We start from the raw sequence: 21982 nt of genomic DNA, 5'->3' as shown, positions 1-21982 counted from the left end.
GACACAGTCGATGCTGCGAAGAAGCTGGTCGCAGCGGGTCCCTTGCTTGTACAAACGATCCATGAGCCCGAACGGGTGCTGAGCCGCAGCAAAGCAGGGAAGTGTGTCACCGTGGACACCGACGAACGACGACGTGAAATTCTTGAGATCGCCCGACGTGACGGGTCAGTGGAAGTCAGCGCACTGGCCACGAAGCTCCGGGTCGCCAAGGAGACCGTCCGGCGTGATCTGCACGCCTTGGAAGGTCATGGACTGGTACGGCGTACCCACGGCGGTGCCTATCCGGTGGAGAGCGCCGGGTTCGAGACGACTCTCGCGGTACGGACCACCCGGCTCGTACCTCAGAAGTCACGGATCGCGGCGGCCGCCGCCGACCTCCTGGGAGACGCGGAAACGGTCTTCATCGACGAGGGATTCACCCCCCAACTCGTCGCGGAGGCACTGCCGCGCGACCGGCAGTTGACCGTGGTCACCGCCTCTCTCGCCGTGGCGACCGCACTCGCCGAGGCAGAGAAGATCGCCGTTCTGCTGCTCGGCGGACGGGTGCGCGGCTCCACCATGGCCACGGTCGATCACTGGACCACCAGAATGCTCTCCGACTTCGTCATCGACCTGGCGTACGTCGGAGCGAACGGCATCTCCCGCGAGTACGGCCTCACCACCCCCGATCCGGCCGTCAGCGAGGTGAAGGCCCAGGCCATGCGCAGCGCCCGCCGCCGGGTCTTCGCCGGGATCCACACCAAGTTCGGCGCCGTCAGCTTCTGCCGCTTCGCGGAGGTCGGCGACTTCGAGTCGATCGTGACGGACGCCGGTCTGCCATCGGCCGAGGCACAGCGGTACTCACTGCTGGGCCCCCAGGTCATCCGCGTCTGAAGCAGCGCGCGCCACCCCTCATTTCGCCCTCTGCCCCCGGTCCGTGCCCGGGCCGGGAGGCAGGGCAGAGCCGTCCCGAAAACCCCTCTCGTAACGATGATCAGGAGAAATCTCATGCCCCTCCAGCAACGACGACGCGACCTCCGCGTGCGTGTGGGTGCGAGCGCGGCCCTGGTGGCCCTTCTCGCGGGGTGCAGCGGCGCGGGCGGCGCCTCTTCGTCCGGCGGTGGTGGCGACACCATCAACGTGCTCATGGTGAACAACCCGCAGATGGTCGAGTTGCAGAAGCTGACCGCCGACAACTTCACCAAGGACACCGGCATCAAGGTCAACTTCACGGTGCTCCCGGAGAACGACGTCCGCGACAAGATCACCCAGGACTTCTCCAACCAGGCCGGCCAGTACGACGTCGCCACCATCAGCAATTTCGAGGTGCCCTTCTTCGCGAAGAACGGCTGGCTGCACTCGCTCGACGAGTACACCGCCAAGGACAAGGCCTTCGACCAGGGCGACATACTCAAGCCCCTCCAGGAATCCCTCACCGCGGAGGACGGCAAGCTCTACGGCCAGCCCTTCTACGGCGAGTCGTCCTTCCTGATGTACCGCAAGGACGTCTTCGAGGCGAAGAAGCTGACGATGCCCGCGAAGCCCACCTGGCAGCAGGTCGCCGACCTCGCCGCCAAGGCGGACGGCGCGGAGGAGGGCATGAAGGGCATCTGTCTGCGCGGGCTGCCCGGCTGGGGCGAGGTCATCGCGCCGCTCACCACCGTCGTCAACACCATGGGCGGCACGTGGTTCACCAAGGACTGGGAGGCGCAGCTCACCTCCCCTGAGTTCACCAAGGCCACCCAGTTCTATGTCGACCTGGTACGCGAGCACGGTGAGGCGGGCGCGCCCCAGGCCGGCTACGCCGAGTGCCTGAACAACATGACGCAGGGCAAGTCCGCCATGTGGTACGACGCCACCGCCGGAGCCGGCTCGCTGGAGGCCAACGGATCCCCGGTCAAGGGCAAGATCGGCTACGTACCCGCCCCGGTGGACAAGACGGAGAGCTCCGGCTGGCTCTACACCTGGGCCTGGGGCATGCAGAAGGCGTCCACGAAGACCGAGAACGCGTGGAAGTTCATCTCCTGGGCGTCCAGCAAGGAGTACGAGAACCTCGTCGGCGAGAAGATCGGCTGGTCCAACGTGCCCGCCGGCAAGCGCGCCTCCACGTACACCAACCCGGACTATCTGAAGGACGCGGCGGCCTTCGCCGATGTCACCAAGCAGGCCATCGCCAACGCCAACCCGCGTGACCCGGGCACCCAGCCGCGTCCCACGGTCGGCATCCAGTTCGTCGACATCCCCGAGTTCACGGACCTCGGCACCAAGGTCTCGCAGGAGATCAGCGCGGCCATCGCCGGCAAGAAGACGGTCGCCGAGGCGCTCAAGAACTCGCAGGCGCTCGCCGAGAAGGTAGGCAAGGACCAGAAGTGAGTACCTCCGTCAGCACCCCCCCACTCTCCCCGGCCGGCCCGGGGCGCCCCACGGCGCCCCGGCGCGCCGGCCGGGGCGCCCCGGGCCGGGTCCGCGCCTGGGCCACCCGGGCTCCGCTGCTGCCCGCTCTGATCTTCCTGATCGCGGTCACCCAGCTGCCGTTCGTGGCGACGCTGGTGATCTCGCTCTTCGACTGGAACTCGCTCGCCCCGGACGACCGCGCCTTCGCGGGGCTCTCCAACTACGCCTCCGTCTTCACCGACGCGAGTCTGCGCGACTCGGTCTTCACCACCGTGCTCCTCACCGCGACCGTGGTGATCGTCAGCGTGGTCCTCGGACTGCTGCTCGCCCTGCTGCTCGACCGTGAGTTCATCGGCCGCGGCTTCGTCCGTACGCTGCTCATCACCCCGTTCCTGCTGGTCCCCGTCTCGGCCGCGCTGCTCTGGAAGCACGTCCTCTACAACCCCGAGTACGGTCTGCTCAACGGCGGTTGGGCGTGGTTCACCGGACTCTTCGGGGTCGCCGGCCCCGCCCAGCCCGACTGGATCTCCGACATGCCGCTGCTGGCGGTCGAGGCATCCCTGATCTGGCAGTGGACGCCGTTCATGATGCTCATCCTGCTCGCCGGACTCCAGAGCAGGCCCGCCGAGATCATGGAGGCCGCGAAGCTGGACGGCGCGACCGGCTGGCAGATGTTCCGCTTCCTGACGGTGCCGCATCTGCGCCGCTATCTGGAGCTGGGCGTCCTGCTCGGGTCGATCTACATCGTGCAGAACTTCGACGCGGTCTTCACGCTCACCTCGGGCGGACTCGGCACCGCGAACCTCCCGTACACCATCTACCAGACCTTCTACCAGGCTCACGAGTACGGACTGGCCTCGGCCGCCGGAGTCGTCGTCGTGATCGGCACCATCGTGATCGCGACCTTCGCCCTGCGTGTCGTCTCGTCCCTCTTCAGTGAGGAGGCGAACCGGGCATGAGCACACTCTCCGTACCGAACACCGCCACCGCGTCGCGCCCCCGCATCGACAAGTACGCCCCCGCCGCCAGGCGGGCCAGGCGGCGCTCCGCCGGGCTCGGGCTGCTGGCCTGGATCGTCGGAATCGCCTTCTGTCTGCCGGCCCTGTGGATGCTGCTGACCTCCTTCCACTCGGAGGCGGACGCGGCGACCAACCCGCCGTCCATCGGCGCGCCCCTCACCCTCGACAGCTACCGGGTGTTCTTCGGCGAGGGCGGCGGCGCCAGCCCCTGGCCGCCGCTGATCAACTCCCTGACGGCGTCGCTGTTCTCCACGCTGTTCGTGCTGGTGCTGGCGCTTCCGGCGGCGTACGCGCTCTCCATCAAGCGGGTGGAGAAGTGGACGGACGTCATGTTCTTCTTCCTCTCCACGAAGATGCTGCCGGTCGTCGCCGGACTGCTGCCGGTGTATCTCTTCGCCAAGAACATCGGGATGCTGGACAACATCTGGCTGCTCGTCATCCTCTACACCTCGATGAACCTGCCGATCGCGGTCTGGATGATGCAGTCCTTCCTCGCGGATGTGCCGGTCTCCATCATCGAGGCGGCGCAGGTGGACGGCGCCCGGCTGCCCACCGTACTGATGCGGGTGGTGGCGCCGGTGGCCGCGCCCGGTATCGCGGCCACTTCACTGATCTGCTTCATCTTCAGCTGGAACGAGCTGCTCTTCGCCAGGGTGCTCACCGGTGTGACGGCGCAGACCGCCCCCGTATTCCTGACGGGCTTCGTGACCAGCCAGGGGCTCTTCCTCGCCCAGCTGTGCGCCGCGTCCGTCGTTGTGTCCCTGCCGGTTCTCGCCGCGGGGTTCGCCGCCCAGGACAAGTTGGTCCAGGGCCTTTCTCTTGGAGCTGTTAAGTAATGAGGGCAGCGATCGTCGAAGCCGTCGGCAAGGTCTCCGTCACGACGGTTCCCGACCCCACCCCCGGCCCCCGGGATGTGGTTGTCGCCGTCGCGGCGTGCGGGATCTGCGGTACCGATCTGCATATTCTCCAGGGTGAGTTCGCGCCCACCCTGCCCATCGTGCCCGGCCATGAGTTCGCCGGGGAGATCGTGGAGATCGGCTCCGAGGTCACCGAACTGTCCGTGGGCGACAAGGTCGCTGTCGACCCGTCGCTGTACTGCAACGAATGCCGGTACTGCCGCTCCGGCCGGGGCAATCTGTGTGACCGCTGGAACGCGATCGGTGTCAGCAAGCCCGGTGGCGCGGCCGAGTTCGCCGTCGCGCCGGTCGCCAACTGCGTCAAGCTGCCCGATCACATCGATGTGCGGGACGCGGCCCTGATCGAGCCGCTGTCCTGCGCGGTCCGCGGGTACGACGTGCTCAGCTCCACCCTCGGCGCGGATGTACTGATCTACGGTTCCGGCACCATGGGACTGATGATGCTGGAGCTGGCCAAGCGCACCGGCGCCGCGGGCGTCGATGTCCTGGACATCAACCCGGAGCGGCTGGCGACCGCCAACAGGCTCGGCTGCTCGCGCACCGGCGCCTCGGCGGAGGAGTTCGACCGGCGCGGCGGCTGGGATGTCGTGATCGACGCCACCGGCAACGCGGGCGCGATCCAGGACGGCCTCGGCCGGGTCGCCAAGGGTGGTACGTTCCTCCAGTTCGGCGTCGCCGACTACGCGACGACCGCGGTCATCGAGCCGTACCGGATCTACAACCAGGAGATCACGATCACCGGCTCCATGGCGGTGCTGCACAGCTACGAGAGGGCCGCCGCGCTCTTCGCCACCGGCGTTCTCGACCCGGCGGTCTTCATCAGCGACCGGCTGCCGCTGGAGCAGTACCCGCAGGCGATCGAGCGGTTCAAGGCGGGCCAGGGCCGCAAGATCGTGGTCCAGCCGTGAGCGAGGGAATCGAGGTCGCCTCCGGCGCCGTCCTGGTGATGGGAGAGGCGCTGATCGACCTCGTACCGGTGCTGGACGAGCCGGAGTCCTACCGGGCCCAGCCCGGCGGCGCGCCCGCGAATGTCGCGGCGGGGCTGGCCCGGCTGGCCACGCCCAGCTGGTTCGCCGGGGCGCTCGGCGGCGACGGCTTCGCCCGGATGATCGAACAGCGGCTGGTCTCGGCCGGTACGGAACTGGGCCTGTGCGCACGCTCGGAGCTGCCCACGACGCTCGCGGTCGCCGACCCGGGCCCGGACGGCACCAGTTACCACTTCCATCTCCAGGACACCGCGACCTTCCGGCTGCCGGACCACTCCGCGGTGGTGGACCGGTTCGCCGCGGTCTACGTGGGTGGGGTCGCGGCGGTCGTCGAACCGGCGGCCGGGGCGGTCGCGGCCACCGCGCGCGCGGGCGCCGAACGGTCCCTGCTGGTGGTGGACCCCAATGTGCGCGAGGACCGGACCATCGATTCGGAGCTGAGCGCCCGCCGGCTGCGTGAGCTGTGCGAGCTGGCGCAGGTCGTCAAGGCGAGCGACGAGGATCTCGCGCGTCTGTGGCCCGACGCCGATCCGGACGAGACCTGCCGGTGGCTGGCGGAGGAGGGCCGGCTTGTGATCCTCACCCGCGGCGCCAAGGGCAGCACGGCCTACGCGGGCGGCGCGGAACCGGTCTCCGTGCCCGCGGTGCCCGTCGAGGTGGTCAACACCATCGGCGCGGGCGACGCCTTCATGGCGGCCGTGCTCACCTGGCTGAGCGCCAACGGCCCGCATCGCGAGGGCGGGGTGGCCGGGCTGTCGCGCGACCGGCTGGCGGAGATGCTCGTCCTCGCCTCCCGGGTGGCGGCCTCGGTGGTCGCCCAGACCGGTACGGAACCCTCGCTGCCCGACGGCGATCCCGGCTGACCTCGGGGCAGGCCCTGGACGGCCGGAGCCGCCACCCCGCACCGACGGGGTGGTGGCTCCGGCCGTCGCCGTGGGAGCACCCGTGTCAGGCCGCCTTACGGCCCCGGGCGTTCGCCGCGCGGATGATGTCCGCGTAGTGGTGGCCGCTGCCCTTGATGGTGCGCCGCTGCGTCTCGTAGTCCACATGGACCAGACCGAAGCGCTTGTCGTAGCCGTACGCCCACTCGAAGTTGTCCAACAGCGACCAGGCGAAGTACCCGGCGAGCGGGACACCCTTCGCCACCGCCCGCGCACAGGCCGCCAGATGCTCGTCCAGATACCTGGCGCGCTCGGGGTCGTCGACCGTGCCGTCCGCCGCGACGGTGTCGGGGAAGGCCGCGCCGTTCTCGGTGACATAGACGCGCCGCGCGCCGTACTCCTCGGTGAGCCGCAGCAGCAGCCGCTCAAGACCGTCGGCGTGCACCTCCCAGCCCATATGGGTGTGGCGCGCGTCCGGTACGTCGATCTGCCGGGCGAACGGCGCGGCCCCGGTCGGGTCGTCCCGCACGATCTGGCGGAAGTAGTAGTTCAGCCCCAGCCAGTCCAGCGGCGCCGCGATGGTCTCCAGATCGCCGGGGCGCTCCGGCAGTTCCACGCCGTACAGATCGAGCATGTCCTGCGGATAGCCGCGGCCGTGGATCGGGTCGAGCCACCAGCGGTTGGTATGGCCGTCGGCCCGTACCGCCGCCGCGCGGTCGGCCTCGCTGTCGCTGGCCGGCTCGATCGGGCTGAGGTTGTTGACGATGCCGATCCGGGCGTCGGAGGAGGCCGCGCGCAGCGCCCGCACCGCCAGACCGTGTCCGAGATGGAGATGGAACGAGGTGCGCACGGCCGCCGTGAGATCGGTGATCCCGGGCGCCATCGTGCCTTCGAGATGGCCGATCCATGAGGAACACAGCGGTTCGTTGAGGGTCGCCCAGTCCTTGACCCGGTCGCCCAGGCGCTCGGCGACGACGGACACGTACCGGGCGAAGTGCTCGGCGGTGTCCCGTACCGGCCAGCCGCCCCGGTCCTGGAGCGCCTGCGGCAGATCCCAGTGGTAGAGCGTGGCGAACGGCGTGATGCCGGCCTCCAGCAGGCCGTCCACCAGCCGGTCGTAGAAGTCCAGACCGGCCTCGTTCACCGGTCCGTCGCCGCCGGGGACGATCCGTGGCCAGGCGAGCGAGAAGCGGTACGCGTCCACGCCGAGCCGCTTCATCAGCCCGATGTCCTCGGGCACCCGGTGGTAGTGGTCGCAGGCCACATCGCCGTTGTCGTCGTTGTCGATCGTGCCGGGCGTGTGCGAGAACGTGTCCCAGATCGAGGGGGCACGGCCGTCCTCGGCCACGGCTCCCTCGACCTGGTACGCGGCGGTGGCGACGCCCCAGGTGAAGTCGTGGGGAAGGGCGTTGAGGTCGTTCACGGACTGCCTTTCTGGAGGATTCACTTCACGGCGCCCGCGGTCAGGCCGGCGACGAGGTAGCGCTGGAGAAGAAGGAACCCGACGACCACCGGCACGCTGACGACCAGCGAGGCGGCCATGATCTGGTTCCAGTAGACGTCGTTCTGGGTGGCGTAGGCCTGGAGGCCCACGGCGAGGGTCCTGGTGGTGTCGTTGGTCATGACGGAGGCGAAGAGGACCTCGCCCCACGCCGTCATGAACGCGTAGACGGCGACGGCGACGATCCCCGGGACCGCGGCGGGCACGACCACCCGGAACAGCGCGCGGATCGGTCCGCAGCCGTCCACCATCGCGGCCTCGTCGAGCTCCCTCGGGATGGAGTCGAAGTATCCGATCAGCATCCAGATGGAGAACGGCAGCGAGAACGTCAGATAGGTCAGGATCAGACCGCCGCGCGAGCCGTACAACTCGACGCCCGTGGTGTTCCCGATGTTCACGAAGATCAGGAACAGCGGAAGCAGGAAGAGGATGCCGGGGAACATCTGGGTGGAGAGCACCGTGACCGTGAAGACGCGCTTGCCCCGGAAGCGGTGGCGGCTGACCGCGTACGCGGCGAACACCGCGATCACCACGGACAGTACGGTCGCCGAACCCGCCACGATCAGCGAGTTCACGAAGTACTTGGCGAGCGGGACGGTCGTCCAGATGTCGAAGTACGGACGGATCGTGAGGTTCGTCGGGAACCACTCGAACTTCCCCGAGACGTCCTGGAGCGGCTTGAGCGAGCTGCTGACCATCACATAGACGGGCAGCAGCGCGAAGGCCGCGAGCGCCGTCAGGATGACGCGGCGCGTCCAGATGAACGACCGCGGCGGCGCCATGGGAGACCTGGGCCTAGACATCCGAGCCCTTCCTTCCCCGCGAGGTGAGGAACAGATAGACCGCCGTGACCAGCAGCAGGAAGAGCAGCAGCAGGACGGACATCGCGGAACCGGAACCGAAGTTCCAGGTGACGAACGACGATTGGTAGATATGGATCGAGATCAGATCCGCCGCTTCCGGCGCCGACTTCCCGAACAGCACATACGGCGTGTTGAAGTCGTTGAACGTCCACAGGAACAGCACCAGCACCAGCACCTGGTTGACCGGGCGCAGCGACGGCAGGGTGATCTTGCGGATCTGCTGCCAGATGCCCGCTCCGTCGATGGAGGCGGCCTCGTAGAGATCCCGCGGGATGTTCTGGAGGGCCGCCATCAGCATCAGGAACGCGAAGGGCCAGGACTTCCAGAGCGAGACGACGACCAGCGCGACGAAGCTGTTGTTGCCGATCAGCCAGAACGACGGCTTGTCGGTGAGGCCGAGCTGGTCGTACAGGAGGTGATTGATGAGGCCGTTGTCGTGCTGGAACATGAACGCCCAGGTGATCACCGCCGCGTACACCGGCAGGGCGTACGGGACGAGGAAGATCGTCCGCAGCACACTCCGGCCGCGGAAGTTCTCCTGGAGCATGATCGCCGCCGTCACACCGAGCAGCCAGGACAGCCCGACCGAGAGCACGGTGAAGGCGCAGGTCACCAGGAACGAGTGGAGCAGCGCCTGGCCGATCGGGGCGTCGAAGTCGACGGCGATCCTGTAGTTGTCGAGACCGGCGAAGGGTGAATTGCCCCAGTTCCGGATGAAGAACTGGGTGAGCTGCCGGAAGCTCACCCAGATCCCGATCACCATCGGGATGAGGTGGATGAGCAGTTCGAGCGCGACGGCGGGCAGCAGCAGGAGATAGGGCAGTCCGCCCTGACGGATCCGGTCGGGGATGCGCGGCAGACGTCGTCCGCGCGCACCCCCGCTGTCCGTCTTCTCCGTATCGCCCGCCTCGCGCCCACTGGGGGGTGTCAGGGTGGCGGTCATGGGGACAGCCTCACTGCGCCATCTGCTGCTGGGCCTTGGTCAGGGCCGCCTTGACGGATTCGGTGGTCACCGGCTTGCCCGCCGCGGCATCGGCGAACAGACCCTTGACGGCCGTGCCGACGGTCGTCTCGAACTGGGACTCGTTCGCGACCTGGGGGAGCGGCGCGGCGCTGGTGGCCAGCGTGTCGCGCAGGACCTTCACGTCCGTGGCGGAGAACGCCGGGTCATCCTGCGCGGCCTTGACGGGAGGGACCGCGCCGAAGGTCTTGTTGAGCAGCTTCTGCTCGGCGTCGCTCGTCATGAACTTCACGAACTTCTTGGCGCCGTCGATGTTCTTGGTGTTCTTGAACACCGCGATGTTGATGCCGGCGACCATGGAGTTGAGGTTCTGGCCGGTGCCCGGGGTGCCGGACGCGACCGGTACGGGAGCGACGCCCCAGTCCTCGGGCTTCATTCCCTGGGCGGCGAAGGTCGTGGCCGCGGCCTGCCACAGGACCATGGCCGTCTTGCCCTTGGCGAAGTCCTGGAGGGACTGGTTCTGGGCGTACTCCGCGTTGCCCGGCGCGATGATCTTGTCCTTGGCCATGAAGTCGACGTACTGCTTCACGGCGGCGACGGCGCCGTCCGAGGTGAAGGTCGGCTTGCCGGACTCGTCGAAGAAGTCGGCTCCGTGCTGCTTGCCGAGGGCGAAGACCTGGTGGATGTTGTTCGAGAGATTGGAGCCCTCGGCGCCGAGCGCCCACTTGCCGTCCTTGGAGATCTTCTTGCCGTCGGCGACCAGTTGGTCCCAGGTGGCCGGCGGCTGCGAGATCCCGGCGTCGGCGAACATCTTCTTGTTGTAGTAGAGCGCGTACGCGAGCGAGTACAGCGGCACGGCGGCGGGGTCCTGACCCTCCGCGCCCGTCGAGGCGACAGCCGAGTCGACGAACCGGTCACGGCCGCCGATCTCGTCGAAGTTCTTCTGGTCCCATGGCAGCAGCGCGCCGGTGGCCTGGAGCGAGGCCGACCAGGTGTTGCCGATGTTCAGCACATCGGGGCCCTGTCCCGAGGTGGTGGCGGCGAGGATCCGGTTGAGCAGGTCGGACCAGGGGACCACCTCCAGCTTGACCTTGATCCCGGTTTCCTCCTCGAACTTCTTCAGTTCGGGGGTGAGTATCTCCTTGTCCGCCTCGATGCTGGGTCCCTGGTTGGACGCCCAGTAGGTGAGCGTCTTCGGCGACTCGTTGCTGCCGCCGGACGAGGAGCCCCCACCGCATCCGGCGACGGCGGTGAGGGCACTGGCGAGTGCGATGGCTGCGGCGGCTCTGGCTTTGCGCATGAGAGGTGGCCCCTTTCCGGGGATGGCTGCGTTCGAGAGTCGAACGGCCTCCATGACTTAATTTATGACGTGATTTAAGAGGTGAGCGAAGGTCGCGTCAAGGTCCCTGACCGGGGTATGTTGCGACGAGGGAAGGAGCAACATGGCAGAACGCAACAGACGGACGGTGCGTGACCTGCGCAGGGGGAACCGTGCCCGGGTTGTGCGGCGGTTGTATTTCGACGGTCCGCTGAGCCGCCAGGAGCTCGGTCCCGCCACCGGACTGAGTTCAGGATCCATCAGCAACGTCGTTGCCGAACTGGCCGCCGAGGGCCTGCTGGAAGAAGCCGGCGTGGTCGATTCGGACGGCGGCCGTCCCCGTACGCTGCTGCGGGTCGCCCCCGGCGGCGGTCTGCTCATCGGCATCGACATCGGTGAGACCCGCGTCCGGGTCGAGCTGTTCGATCTGTCGCTCACCGAACTGGCCCGCACCGAGCGGCTGCTCGGCCCCGCCCGGCTGCTGGGCCCCGGCCGGCACGGCTACGACGTCGAACGCATCGTGAACCACGTCCGGATCGGCGTCTTTGATGTCCTGCGCGACGCGGGCGCCGACCCGGAGCGCCTTCTCGGCATCGGCATCGGGGTCCCCGGCATCATCGAGCGCGGCGGCCCGGCCGGAGCCACGGTCCACGGTCCCACCATCGGCTGGCACGCGGTGCCCTTCGAGAAGTTGCTCCGCGCCGTCCTCGAAGTCCCCGCCGAAGTGCCGCTGTTCATCGACAACGGCGCCAAGACCCTCGGCCAGGCCGAGATGTGGTTCGGCGGCGGCCGGGGCGCGGGCACCGCCGCCATCGCGCTCATCGGCTCCGGTATCGGCGCGAGCGTCATCCATGGCGGCGCCCTGATCGAGGAGAGCGGCAGGAGCAGCGCCCTCGAATGGGGCCACACCACCGTGCGGATGCGCGGCCGTCGCTGCCGCTGCGGCTCCATCGGCTGTCTGGAGGCGTACGCCGGGGCGGAGGCGCTGCGCGAACGCTGGTACGAGGCGGGCGGTTCGCTCCCCGAGGACGCGGACGACGAGACCGCGCTCGCCGCCCTGCTGGTCGCGGCCTTCCCCGGACCCGGCGGGCCCCCGCCCGACCCGCTGGCCGTCTCGCTCCTGGACGACACGGCGGAATGCCTGGGCGCGGCCGTCGGCGATCTGATCAACCTGTTCCTGCCCGAGCGCATCCTGCTGGGCGGTTGGGCGGGGCTGCTCATCGGCCCCCATCTGCTGCCCGCGATCCGGCGCCACGCGGAGCAGTACGCACTCGGCCACGCGGCGGCGCGTACCACGATCGAGCTGGGCGAACTGGGGCCTGACGCGGTCACGGTCGGCGCGGCCACGCTACCGCTCGCCGCCTTCCTCGCGCGGGGCGGGAGCCGCCCGAGCGTACCCGGCCAGGTGAGTACGGCGGAGCCCGGCGGGGCGGCGGCGCCGCAGCGCTGGCGGCGCGCTTCCTCCGCTTCGTCGGCCTCCGCTTCCTCTGCTTCCTCGGCCTCCGCGACGCCCGCCACTTCGGGGGAGCCCTCATGACCGGCGCGGCCCCGGACTGAACCGGCCCCGTACTGAACCGGCCCCGGACCGAACCGGTCTGAACCGGCCCCGACCCGGACCGAACCGAGCCGAACCGGATCCGCGGTGCGGACGGGATGGGCAACGGGGCATCTACGCGGAGACTCAGGCCGATCCGCGTATCACCAGCGTCGGCTCGAAGACCACCGACGTCACCGCGCTGTCCGGTCCGGCGAGCCGGTCGAGCAGCAGCCGGGCCATCTCCGCCGCCATCTCCTCCACCGGCTGTCTGACGGTGGTCAGCGGCGGCCGGCACGCGGCGGCGGCGCTGCTGTCGTCGAACCCGATCACCGCCACATCCTCGGGCACCCGTCTGCCGTGCTCCCGCAGTACATGGCAGGCACCCACCGCCATCAGGTCGTTCGCCGCGAACACCCCGTCCAGATCCGGGTATTCGGCCAGCAGCCCGACCATCGCCGCCTCACCGCTCTCCTGGGTGAACCGGCCCTCGGCGAGGGGAACGTACGGCTGCCCGGCGCGCGCCATCGTGTCGCGGAAGCCCGTCAGCCGGTCCTGTCCCGCGGGCACGTCCAACGGGCCGGTGATGGTGGCGATCCGGCGGCAGCCGCGCGCCAGCAGATGTTCCGCGGCCAGCCGCGCGCCGTCCTGATGGGCGAGATCGACATAGCTGATCCGGGTGGGCCGGGAGGGGCGCGCGTACAGCACGGCGGGCAGCCCGGCGTCCGTGATCAGGGCGGGCAGCGGATCATCGGCATGGGTCGACACGACCAGGGCGCCGTCGACGCTGCCCTGACGGAGATACGAGACGACCTGGTCGCGGGCGCGCGAGGTCTCGGCGAACATCAGGACCGGATACATCCCGCGCGGCCGCAGGTAGTTGACGACACCCGCCAGCACCCGGCCGAAGAACGGGTCGGCGAACACCTCGGCGGTGAAGGAGGATCCGGCCCCGCCGTCGGGCTCGTCGGTACGGCGCGCGAGGCCGTCGCCGCCCGTCGGTCCCGCGGGGTGCGGGACGGCGGCCTCGTCCTCCGGAGCCGGGTCGTCCCCCGCGCCCGAGACCACCAGGGCGATCGCGTCCGTACGACGGGTGACCAGGGAGCGGGCCGCGCGGTTGGGGGTGTAGCCGGTCGCGGCCACCGCCTGGCGTACGGACTCCTGTATCACCGGGTCGACATTGCGGACCCCGTTGACGACCCGTGAGACCGTGGCGCGGGAGACTCCGGCCGCTCGCGCCACATCCTCCAGCGTAGGTGAACCGGCCGGTCTCGGATCTTCCGTCATGCCCCCATTTATAGCATCAGCGGAGAGCGCTCTCCGCTGCCGCCCCCGGTGACCGTCCCAGTGGCACGGACGCCGTGATCACCGCGCTGAGCGGCAGGTCTCCGGCCGACCGGCCGCCCCACAGCAGCAGTTCGCCCGGGACGCTCTCCCGGCGGTGGCGCCGCGCCGACCAGCGCTCGGTCGCCCGGCCGTCCACCCGTACCACCGCGACGACTTCCTCGCCGGGGTCCGCGACGACCGCCGTGTATCCGACGAGCCGCCGCGCCGCCGGGTCGCGATCGGACGAGGGCCCGGCCAGATAGAGCTGAACCACCTCGCGGCCCCGTCTGCGACCCGTGTTGCGCAGTCGTATCCGTACCTCGAAGGGCTCGCCCGCGATCACCTCGGCCGGCGCCTCCATCGCCCCGTACGACCAACTGGTGTAGCCCAGACCGTGGCCGAACCAGTGGGCGGGCGGGACACCCGAGCGCAGCCAGGCGCGATAGCCGATGTACGGGCCTTCGGAGTAGTGGAGTTGACCCCGCTCCGGGCGGGTGCGCAGGACAGGCACGTCCTCCTCGGCCGCCGCCCAGGTGGTGGGCAGCCGGCCGCCGGGCTCGGCGCGGCCGAACAGGACGTCGGCCAGCCCGTCCCCGGCCTCCTGCCCCGGGAACCAGGCGAGCAGCAGCGCCGGCACCTCGGCACGCCAGGGGAGGGCGACGGGACCGCCCGTGTTGAGGATCACGACCGTACGGGGGTTGGCGCGGACGACGGCCCGTACCAACTCGTCCTGGCCGTCGGGCAGTGCGAGCGTCTCACGGTCACGGCCCTCCGACTCGCTCTCCTCGGTGGTGCCCACGACGACCACGGCGGCGTCCGCGGTCCTGGCCGCCTCGGCGGCCGAGGCGAGCGCCGTCGCGGCGTCGCCCGGGGGCGGGGCGGCGGCCAGGATCGTCGCGATTCCGGTACCGGCGTCGAGGCCGCGCCTGGCGACCACCTCCACCTCTTCACCGGCGGCCAGCGCGGTACGTACGCACCGGTACGGCGGGGCGACATGGACCCGGGTCGGATCGTCGGAGTCCAGCGGGAAGGTGCCGGACAGCAGGGTACGGCCCGCGACGGAGAGGGAGATCGGCCCCCAGCCACCCACCGCGAGCGCCCACTCGCCTTCCCGGCGGGGCCGGATCAGGGCCCGGATCTCCACGGTCCGCGCGCCCGGCACCCTGGCCGGTTCCACGATCCGGCCGGACAGCCGGTGCTCCGCGTGGAGTTCGGCGCCGTCCTCGTCCAACAGCCGCACCAGGACACCCGGTTCACCACTGACCGGGTCGCGGGTGCACGGCCCGTCGGTCTCCGCCGGGTCCAGCGGCCGGGGCAGCGCGCTCGGGGGCAGGCCCGCGCGGTACGTCACCTCGGCGGCCCCGGCCAGCGCCGCCCGGATGCCGTCCAGTGGGGAGACCCGGGAGGCGGGGAACACCTCCGCGCTGCCGCCGCCCTGAATCCGTACCGCCGCGGCGTGCGCCCCGATGACGGCGACGGAGCGCAGCCGCGCCGGGTCGAGAGGCAGCAACTCCCCGTCATTGCGCAGCAGAACGGCGCCGGCCGCGACCGCCCGGCGCAGCAGCGCGCGGGGAGGGGTCGCGGGCGCGGCGCCGGGCCGGGCCGTCGGCCGCCGTTCCCGGGGCGTTTCTCCCAGAGCGCCCACCCGGTCGGCCAGTCGCAGCAGTCGCCGTACCTTGTCGTCGATCCGTTCCATCGGGACGAGCCCCTGCTCCACGGCGGCGCGCAGCCCGTCGGCCCACGGACCGCCGGGCCCCGGCATCGCCAGATCCTGAGCGGCGCGGGCCGTGTCGAGCAGGGTGCGTACGGCGCCCCAGTCGGAGACGACAGGGCCGTCGAAGCCCCACTCGCTCTTGAGCGGCCCGGCCAGCTGCGGCGCCGCGGCCATCGTGACCCCGTTGACCCGGTTGTACGCGGACATCACCGCCCAGACACCGGCGTCCACGGCGGTCTCGAAGGGAGCGAGATAGACCTCGCGCAGCGTCTGTTCGTCCACCCGCACATCCACGGTGAGCCGGTCGGTCTCCGCGTCGTTGGCGACGAAGTGCTTGGCGGTGGCCGCGACTCCACCGGACTGGACGCCGCCGATCAGCGCGGCGCCGGTGCGCCCCGTCAGCAGCGGGTCCTCGGAGAAGCACTCGAAGTGCCGTCCGCCCAGCGGTGACCGGTGCAGATTGAGGGTGGGCGCGAGCAGGACGTCGACGCCCTTGCGCCGGGCCTCCGAGGCGAGCAGTCCGCCCAGTTCGGCGACCAGTTCGCCGTCCCAGGCGGCGGCGAGCGCGGTGGGGGAGGGCAGGACGAGCGAGGTGTCCCGTTCGTCCCAGGCCTCGCCCCGTACCCCCGTCGGCCCGTCGGAGAAGGTGATCGACCGCAGCCCGATGGCCGGTTCGGCGTGCGTACGCCAGTTGCTCGCGCCCGTCAGCAGACGCACCTTCTGTCCGAGATCCAGCTTCTCCAGCAGATGGCCGATCTCCTCGTCGGTCATGCCCGTCCCGTCCATGCCTGCCCCCTTCGTGCGATGGGAGAGCGCTCTCCAGCTCCCCTCGCACAGATTCCCCGGACCCTGGCGGCCATGTCAACGGCGGCCAATACGCGGTTCCTTGAGACGCGCACCGGTCCGGGGTGGCACGCTGAGTACGCGGCGTTCGCCGGGGAGTAGCCGAGGTCTTGTCATGGTCTGTGCCAAGCCCCTAAGTTGGCCGCTTGTGACGTGTCCTACAGCCAGTGGGGGAGCCCAGCCATGGCCGCAACCGGTCGGCACCGCCGATACCAGCCGAGCCGAATCAATCGCGCGTCCCTGACTGTCACGGCCGGTGGCGCGGGGATGGCGCTGCCGCTCATCGCCGCGGGTACGGCACACGCCGCCTCGGTCGATGTCTGGGAGAAGGTAGCGGCCTGCGAGTCGACCAACAACTGGCAGATCAACAACGGTAACGGCCACTTCGGCGGGCTCCAGTTCACCCAGTCCACCTGGGAGGCGTACGGCGGCGGGAGCTACGCCCCGCGCGCCGATCTCGCGACCAAGGACCAGCAGATCGCCGTCGCGGAGAAGGTGCTCAAGGGCCAGGGCCCCGGGGCCTGGCCCGCCTGCTCGGTCCGCGCGGGACTGACCCGGGGCGGTGACGCGCCGGACATCACGCCGGACCAGGCCCGTGACGCGGCGAACGCGCCCCGTACGGCGACCGCGAAGACCAGCGGTCCGATCCAGGCGAAGAGCGCCTCGGCCGCACGCGAGAAGGCGTCGCCCACCTCCGTGCCGACGCAGCGCGAGGGCTACACCGTCGCCCGTGGCGACTCGCTCTCCGAGATCGCCGTCGACGAGTCGGTCAAGGGCGGCTGGCAGCGGCTGTACGAGGAGAACCGCCGGCTCATCGGCAGCGACCCGGATCTGATCTTCCCCGGCCAGAAGCTCGTCCTGCACGTTCTGGCGCCACCGAAGGGCAGCGCCTCCGCTCGGCCCGAGGCGAAGCCCGCCCCGGCCGAGAAGCCGAAGCAGACGGCGAAGCCCGTCGTCCAGCCACGGCCCGCCGCGTCGAAGCAGGCGGAGAAGCCGAAGGAAGCCGAGGAGCCGAAGCAGGCGGAGAAGCCGAAGGAGACCGAGAAGCGCGAGGAGGCCAAGACGCCCGTCCGGGCCGAGAAGCCCAAGACGGGCGGGGTCAACGCCCCGGTCTCCGCCTCCACCGGCACGCAGTACCGTCAGTCCGGCTCCTGGGCCAGCGGCTATCACACGGGGGTGGACTTCCCGGTCCCCACCGGCACGTCGGTGAAGGCCGTCGCCGCCGGACACGTGGTCTCGGCCGGCTGGGAGGGGTCGTACGGCTACCAGGTCGTCATCCGGCACGCGGACGGCAAGTACAGCCAGTACGCGCACCTTTCCGCGCTCAATGTGCGCGAGGGCCAGCAGGTCGGCGGCGGCCAGCGGATCGCGCGGTCAGGATCCACCGGCAACAGCACCGGACCGCATCTCCACTTCGAGATGCGTACGGGCCCGGGGTACGGATCCGACATCGACCCCCTCGCCTACCTGCGGGCGCGGGGCGTCAGGATCTGACGGGGACGGGGCGAGACGCTCGGTGGTGAGCAGGATCAGCCCGCCCGCCGCGACCACACCCGAGCACAGCGCCAGGACCGTACCGAGCACGTCGTAACTGAACCGCTCGTCGAACAGGGTGAGTCCCACGGCCGCGGCCACCACCGGATTGACGACGGTGACCGTGGCCAGCGGCGCGGCCAGCCCGGCGCCGCGGTAGGCCGCCTGCGACAGCAGCAGCCCGCAGACCGCGAGGACCGCGATCACCACCAGGCTCGGCGCCCGCACGGTCGGATCCTCGGACGTCCAGTCCACGGCGACGGTCTTGGTGAAGACCGAGGCGATCCCGAACGCGACACCGGCCGCGCCCGCCAGCAGCGTGCTCCGTACGCCCGGGCGTCCCACCACCCGCGCGACCAGGAAGAGCAACCCCACGGCGCCGACCGCGCCCGCGGTCAGCGTCAGCCGCTCCTCGCCGGCCAGCGACCGCGAATCAGCGCCATCGGTCAGCGCCAGCAGTCCGGCCAGCCCCAAGGACGCCATGATCGCGCCCTGCCAGGCGGTGTGCCCGGCCCTGCGGCCGACGAAGAGCGCCGCCATGGGCAGCGCGAAGACGATGGTGAGCGCGCCGAGCGGTTGGACCAGGCTGAGCGGCCCGTACGCCAGCGCGACGACATGCAGCACCGCGCCCGCGCCGTTCAGGGCCACGGCGGCCCACCAGACCCCGCGGTGCAGGGCGGCGTGCGGCCGGTCGGCGGTGTCCGTCGCGACCCGTTCCTGGAGGATCGCCCCGGCGGCATAGGCGACCGCCGACACCAGGGACAGCAGCACGGACAGCGCGAGTGCACTCATGGAGTCACGATCTCTTGTCGGCGTGATTTCGGCGTCGTCCTGGAGAGGTCATTTCGGTGTACTGCTGTCGTAGTACACAGTGAGGCCGGATGTAGTCCTGAGGATGGGATGGACGGGATGGACCGAGGGGGCGGTACGGACCGGGTGGCCGGTACGGACCGGAGCGGGCCGGTTGACCTGGGGCCCGTCCTGACGCGGGTCGCCGACGTGGGCGGGTTCTTCGCCCTGCGCGTGGGAACACCCGCCGCCCGGCATGTCCCGCTGGCCCGGGTGTACGCGGGCGACCTCGCCCCGCTGACGGCCCGCGTCGACAGGGTCGCGGCCCGGCTGCGCGCACCCGAGCGCAGGATCGGCGCCTCCGTGGCACAGCTCGGCCTCGCGGCCCGGCTCTGGTCGATCGCGCTCGGCGGCGCCGTACTCGCGGACGTGGTCCCCGATCTGGACCCGGACCGGCTCCACTGGGATCCCGGCACGACCTCCCCGGACGATCTCGTGCTGACCGGCCCGCGCGCGCTGCCCGGCACCGCCGATTCGGTGCGCGAGACGGTGCAGTACGGCCATCTCGTCCCGCTCGCCGACGCCCTGCGGCGCGATGGCCGGATCTCGCCCCGGCTGCTATGGGGAAACGCGGGTTCCGCGCTGGCCGGAGCCGTCCGGGAACTGACCGTGTGGGGAGAGGGAAACGGGCGGCCGGAGGTGGCGGAACGGGCCGGGGAGCTGGCGGCCGACCTCTTCGCCCACCCGGACCTGCGCGGCACGGGCGGCGCGGTGGCCGGATCGTTCCGCCGACGCAGCTGCTGTCTCTACTACCGGTGCCCGTCGGGCGGACTGTGCGGGGACTGTGTCTTCGACCGGCCGCCCCGGCGGTCTTCCGCGCGAACGGATTCCGGGTGACCATGACAGGGCTGCGATCGCCGGGCGAGAACGGGGGGATGGCGTGAGACTCGGGCTGCTCACCCGCGAGTATCCGCCGGACGTCTACGGCGGTGCCGGCGTCCATGTGGAGTTCCTGGCACGGGAGTTGCGCTCCCTGACCGAGCTCGAAGTGCACTGCTGGGGCGGCGGCGACGCGATGCCCGCGCCCGGGGTGGTACGCCACCGGGCGGCCGCCGGACTCGACGGGGCGAATGACGCCCTGCGCTCCTTCTCGGTGGATCTGGCGATGGCCGCCGCCCTGGAGGGCCGCGAGTTGGTCCACTCCCACACCTGGTACGCCAATCTCGCCGGCCATGTCGCCAAGCTGCTGTACGGCATCCCGCATGTGATGACAGCGCACTCCCTGGAGCCGCTGCGCCCCTGGAAGGCCGAGCAGCTCGGCGGTGGTTACGCCCTCTCCAGCTGGGCCGAGCGCACGGCCGTCGAGGGTGCGGACGCCGTCATCGCCGTCTCCCGTGGCATGCGTGAGGACATCCTCGCCTGCTATCCCTCGCTCGACCCGGACAGGGTGCGGGTCGTCCACAACGGCATCGACACCCGGCTCTACCGTCCTGACCCGGGGACCGCCGTACTGGACCGGGTCGGTATCGACCCCGACCGCCCCTTCGTGCTCTTCGTCGGCCGTATCACCCGCCAGAAGGGCGTTCCGCATCTGCTGCGCGCCGCCCGCGCCCTCGACCCCGGCGCCCAGCTGGTGCTGTGCGCGGGCGCCCCGGACACCCCCGAGATCGGTGCCGAGTTCCATGAGCTGGTCGAGGAGCTGGGGCGGACCCGTGACGGGGTGTTCTGGATCCCGGAGATGCTGCCGCGTGCCGAAGTGATCCAACTCCTCACCCACGCGGCGGTGTTCGCCTGCCCCTCGGTGTACGAGCCGCTCGGCATCGTCAATCTGGAGGCGATGGCGTGTGGCACGGCGGTGGTCGCCTCGGCGGTGGGCGGAATCCCCGAGGTCGTGGACGACGGCGGTACGGGCCTGCTCGTGCCGTACGACGAACGCCACCCGGAAGCCTTCGAGTCCGGTCTCACCGAAGCGCTCAACCGCGTGCTCGACGATCCGGAGTCGGCGGCCCGGATGGGGACGGCGGGCCGGCGGCGCGCGGTGCGGGAGTTCGGCTGGGACCAGGTGGCCCGCCGTACGCACGCGGTGTACGAGGAGCTTCTCACCTCCGCATAGGTGCGGCACAAGTACGGCACAAGTACGGCGCAGGTACGGAACAGGTCCGAACAAAGGGAGCGGCCATGCGCGGTGGACCTTCGGTGCTCGGGATCGTACTGGCCGGCGGGGAGGGCAAGCGTCTGCTGCCGCTCACCGCGGACCGGGCCAAACCGGCGGTGACGTTCGGCGGTACGTACCGCCTCGTCGACTTCGTCCTCTCGAACCTCGTGAACGCCGACATCCTGCGCGTCTGCGTGCTCACGCAGTACAAGTCGCACTCCCTGGACCGCCATGTGAGCACCACCTGGCGGATGTCCAGCCTGCTCGGCAACTATGTGACCCCGGTCCCCGCCCAGCAGCGGCTCGGACCGCGCTGGTATCTGGGCAGCGCGGACGCGATCCTCCAGTCCCTCAATCTCGTCCATGACGAACAGCCGGACTACATAGCGGTGTTCGGCGCCGACCACGTGTACCGGATGGACCCGCGGCAGATGCTCGCGCGGCACATCGACAACGGCGCGGGCGTCACCGTCGCCGGAATCAGGGTGCCGCGCGCCGAGGCCTCGTCCTTCGGTGTCATCACGCCCGCCACGGACGGCACGCAGGTACGGGGCTTCCTGGAGAAGCCGGCCGACCCGCCGGGCCTGCCGGGCGACCCCGACCGGGTGTTCGCCTCGATGGGCAACTATCTCTTCACCACGAAGGTCCTGGTCGACGCCCTGCTCCGGGACTCCGAGGACGAGAACTCCGTACACGACATGGGTGGTTCGATCCTGCCGATGCTCACCGAGCGCGGCATGGCCCAGGTCTATGACTTCCAGGACAACCATGTGCCGGGCGAGTCACCGCGCGAGCACGGCTACTGGCGGGACGTGGGTACGCTCGACTCGTACTACGACGCCCATATGGATCTGATCTCGCACCACCCCGCCTTCGATCTCGACAACCGCCGCTGGCCCATCTACACCCACTCCGGCCAACTCCCGCCCGCGCGCTTCGTGTCGGGCGGTATCGCGAGCGAGTCCATCGTCGGCCCCGGCTGTGTCATCCGGGGCCAGGTCACTCGCTCGGTGCTCTCCCCGGGCGTGGTGGTGGCGGAGGGCGCCGTGGTGCAGGGCTCCGTGCTGCACGACAACGTACGGGTGGGACGCGGGGCGGTGGTGCGCGGCTCGATCCTCGACAAGAACGTGGACGTACCACCGGGCGCGACCATCGGTGTCAACCCGGGCCGCGACCGGGAGCTGTACACGGTCTCCGGGAACGGGATCATCGCACTGGGCAAGGGCCAAGTGGTCGCCTGACCGCGCGCAGGGCCGGTCCGACGCCGTC

Annotated in this window: 18 protein-coding genes; 11 read left to right on the top strand and 7 right to left on the bottom strand. The window is 70.3% G+C overall.

Translation table 11 applies throughout. From position 1 onward, the window contains the following. Window positions 1–111: 111 nt before the first annotated feature. The 6 genes from ABTZ59_RS16545 (at window position 112) to ABTZ59_RS16520 (ending at window position 6158) form a co-directional block, all read left to right on the top strand. Window positions 112–873 carry a DeoR/GlpR family DNA-binding transcription regulator gene (locus ABTZ59_RS16545; RefSeq protein ID WP_351397065.1) on the top strand — a complete coding sequence of 254 codons (762 nt, stop codon included), beginning with the start codon at window positions 112–114 and terminating at the stop codon, window positions 871–873. Between the two features lie 114 nt (window positions 874–987). Beyond that, window positions 988–2352: an ABC transporter substrate-binding protein gene (locus ABTZ59_RS16540; RefSeq protein ID WP_351397062.1), complete on the top strand. Its 1365-nt coding sequence runs from the start codon at window positions 988–990 to the stop codon at window positions 2350–2352. Beyond that, on the top strand, window positions 2349–3332 hold the full coding sequence (locus ABTZ59_RS16535; protein WP_351397060.1) for a carbohydrate ABC transporter permease: 984 nt from the start codon (window positions 2349–2351) through the stop codon (window positions 3330–3332). The genes ABTZ59_RS16540 and ABTZ59_RS16535 overlap by 4 nt, the downstream gene beginning before the upstream one ends. Further along, a complete protein-coding gene (locus tag ABTZ59_RS16530) occupies window positions 3329–4228 on the top strand; it encodes a carbohydrate ABC transporter permease (RefSeq protein WP_351397058.1) in 900 nt (299 codons plus the stop codon). Before ABTZ59_RS16535 ends, ABTZ59_RS16530 begins: the two co-directional genes overlap by 4 nt. After that, window positions 4228–5217: a zinc-dependent alcohol dehydrogenase family protein gene (locus ABTZ59_RS16525; protein ID WP_351397055.1), complete on the top strand. Its 990-nt coding sequence runs from the start codon at window positions 4228–4230 to the stop codon at window positions 5215–5217. Before ABTZ59_RS16530 ends, ABTZ59_RS16525 begins: the two co-directional genes overlap by 1 nt. After that, window positions 5214–6158 carry a PfkB family carbohydrate kinase gene (locus tag ABTZ59_RS16520; protein ID WP_351397052.1) on the top strand — a complete coding sequence of 315 codons (945 nt, stop codon included), beginning with the start codon at window positions 5214–5216 and terminating at the stop codon, window positions 6156–6158. The genes ABTZ59_RS16525 and ABTZ59_RS16520 overlap by 4 nt, the downstream gene beginning before the upstream one ends. Before the next feature lie 85 nt (window positions 6159–6243). On the opposite strand, the gene ABTZ59_RS16515 is transcribed toward ABTZ59_RS16520, so the two are convergent. From ABTZ59_RS16515 to ABTZ59_RS16500, 4 genes are read right to left on the bottom strand one after another with little or no spacing between them, the layout of a single operon-like run. Continuing rightward, the gene (locus ABTZ59_RS16515; RefSeq protein ID WP_351397049.1) at window positions 6244–7599 is read right to left on the bottom strand and encodes a GH1 family beta-glucosidase; all 1356 of its coding nucleotides are present in this window, start codon (window positions 7597–7599) and stop codon (window positions 6244–6246) included. 20 nt (window positions 7600–7619) lie between these two features. Beyond that, complete coding sequence (locus ABTZ59_RS16510; protein WP_351397047.1) at window positions 7620–8480, bottom strand: carbohydrate ABC transporter permease; 861 nt, start codon at window positions 8478–8480, stop codon at window positions 7620–7622. After that, window positions 8473–9483, bottom strand: coding sequence for a carbohydrate ABC transporter permease (locus tag ABTZ59_RS16505; RefSeq protein WP_351397044.1), 1011 nt, complete (start codon window positions 9481–9483; stop codon window positions 8473–8475). Before ABTZ59_RS16505 ends, ABTZ59_RS16510 begins: the two co-directional genes overlap by 8 nt. Before the next feature lie 10 nt (window positions 9484–9493). Next, window positions 9494–10801, bottom strand: coding sequence for an ABC transporter substrate-binding protein (locus tag ABTZ59_RS16500; RefSeq protein WP_351397040.1), 1308 nt, complete (start codon window positions 10799–10801; stop codon window positions 9494–9496). A gap of 142 nt (window positions 10802–10943) precedes the next feature. Between ABTZ59_RS16500 and ABTZ59_RS16495 the strand changes: the two genes are divergently transcribed. Beyond that, complete coding sequence (locus ABTZ59_RS16495) at window positions 10944–12356, top strand: ROK family transcriptional regulator (protein ID WP_351397037.1); 1413 nt, start codon at window positions 10944–10946, stop codon at window positions 12354–12356. A gap of 144 nt (window positions 12357–12500) precedes the next feature. Here ABTZ59_RS16495 and ABTZ59_RS16490 read toward each other — a convergent pair whose 3' ends face one another. Then, window positions 12501–13640 (bottom strand): LacI family DNA-binding transcriptional regulator, encoded by a 1140-nt coding sequence (locus ABTZ59_RS16490; RefSeq protein ID WP_351397034.1) that lies wholly within the window; start codon window positions 13638–13640, stop codon window positions 12501–12503. A 16-nt stretch (window positions 13641–13656) separates the two neighbouring features. Next, complete coding sequence (locus tag ABTZ59_RS16485; RefSeq protein ID WP_351397031.1) at window positions 13657–16179, bottom strand: glycoside hydrolase family 3 C-terminal domain-containing protein; 2523 nt, start codon at window positions 16177–16179, stop codon at window positions 13657–13659. Window positions 16180–16419: 240 nt separating this feature from the next. Here ABTZ59_RS16485 and ABTZ59_RS16480 point away from each other — a divergent pair, with 240 nt between their 5' ends. After that, a complete protein-coding gene (locus ABTZ59_RS16480) occupies window positions 16420–17730 on the top strand; it encodes a transglycosylase family protein (RefSeq protein ID WP_351397028.1) in 1311 nt (436 codons plus the stop codon). Here ABTZ59_RS16480 and ABTZ59_RS16475 read toward each other — a convergent pair. Next, window positions 17611–18561 (bottom strand): DMT family transporter, encoded by a 951-nt coding sequence (locus ABTZ59_RS16475; RefSeq protein ID WP_351397026.1) that lies wholly within the window; start codon window positions 18559–18561, stop codon window positions 17611–17613. The genes ABTZ59_RS16480 and ABTZ59_RS16475 overlap by 120 nt on opposite strands. A gap of 108 nt (window positions 18562–18669) precedes the next feature. On the opposite strand from ABTZ59_RS16475, the gene ABTZ59_RS16470 reads away from it, so the two are divergent. The 3 genes from ABTZ59_RS16470 to glgC all read left to right on the top strand — a co-directional run bounded on the left by ABTZ59_RS16470 (window position 18670) and on the right by glgC (window position 21954). Further along, a complete protein-coding gene (locus tag ABTZ59_RS16470) occupies window positions 18670–19455 on the top strand; it encodes a (2Fe-2S)-binding protein (protein ID WP_351397023.1) in 786 nt (261 codons plus the stop codon). Window positions 19456–19498: 43 nt separating this feature from the next. Then, window positions 19499–20671, top strand: a complete 1173-nt coding sequence (gene glgA / locus ABTZ59_RS16465; RefSeq protein WP_351397021.1) for a glycogen synthase — start codon at window positions 19499–19501, stop codon at window positions 20669–20671. A gap of 65 nt (window positions 20672–20736) precedes the next feature. After that, window positions 20737–21954 carry a glucose-1-phosphate adenylyltransferase gene (gene glgC / locus ABTZ59_RS16460; protein WP_351397018.1) on the top strand — a complete coding sequence of 406 codons (1218 nt, stop codon included), beginning with the start codon at window positions 20737–20739 and terminating at the stop codon, window positions 21952–21954. The last annotated feature ends 28 nt before the right edge of the window (window positions 21955–21982 follow it).

This window comes from Streptomyces sp. NPDC094034 (genome assembly GCF_040303865.1).
Taxonomy (GTDB): Bacteria; Actinomycetota; Actinomycetes; order Streptomycetales; family Streptomycetaceae; genus Streptomyces.
Note: the sequence above shows the minus strand (reverse complement) of the source record. Positions and strands in the feature narration are given on the sequence as shown.

Excerpts from the sequence above, each read along its gene's own strand:
- glgC (WP_351397018.1), top strand. The coding sequence starts at position 20,737 with ATGCGCGGTGGACCTTCGGTGCTCGGGATCGTACTGGCCGGCGGGGAG.
- ABTZ59_RS16500 (WP_351397040.1), bottom strand. The coding sequence starts at position 10,801 with ATGCGCAAAGCCAGAGCCGCCGCAGCCATCGCACTCGCCAGTGCCCTC.
- ABTZ59_RS16510 (WP_351397047.1), bottom strand. The coding sequence starts at position 8,480 with ATGTCTAGGCCCAGGTCTCCCATGGCGCCGCCGCGGTCGTTCATCTGG.
- ABTZ59_RS16530 (WP_351397058.1), top strand. The coding sequence starts at position 3,329 with ATGAGCACACTCTCCGTACCGAACACCGCCACCGCGTCGCGCCCCCGC.
- ABTZ59_RS16540 (WP_351397062.1), top strand. The coding sequence starts at position 988 with ATGCCCCTCCAGCAACGACGACGCGACCTCCGCGTGCGTGTGGGTGCG.
- ABTZ59_RS16490 (WP_351397034.1), bottom strand. The coding sequence starts at position 13,640 with ATGACGGAAGATCCGAGACCGGCCGGTTCACCTACGCTGGAGGATGTG.
- ABTZ59_RS16525 (WP_351397055.1), top strand. The coding sequence starts at position 4,228 with ATGAGGGCAGCGATCGTCGAAGCCGTCGGCAAGGTCTCCGTCACGACG.
- ABTZ59_RS16505 (WP_351397044.1), bottom strand. The coding sequence starts at position 9,483 with ATGACCGCCACCCTGACACCCCCCAGTGGGCGCGAGGCGGGCGATACG.
- ABTZ59_RS16480 (WP_351397028.1), top strand. The coding sequence starts at position 16,420 with ATGGCCGCAACCGGTCGGCACCGCCGATACCAGCCGAGCCGAATCAAT.
- ABTZ59_RS16485 (WP_351397031.1), bottom strand. The coding sequence starts at position 16,179 with ATGGACGGGACGGGCATGACCGACGAGGAGATCGGCCATCTGCTGGAG.
- ABTZ59_RS16470 (WP_351397023.1), top strand. The coding sequence starts at position 18,670 with ATGGACGGGATGGACCGAGGGGGCGGTACGGACCGGGTGGCCGGTACG.
- ABTZ59_RS16495 (WP_351397037.1), top strand. The coding sequence starts at position 10,944 with ATGGCAGAACGCAACAGACGGACGGTGCGTGACCTGCGCAGGGGGAAC.
- ABTZ59_RS16475 (WP_351397026.1), bottom strand. The coding sequence starts at position 18,561 with ATGAGTGCACTCGCGCTGTCCGTGCTGCTGTCCCTGGTGTCGGCGGTC.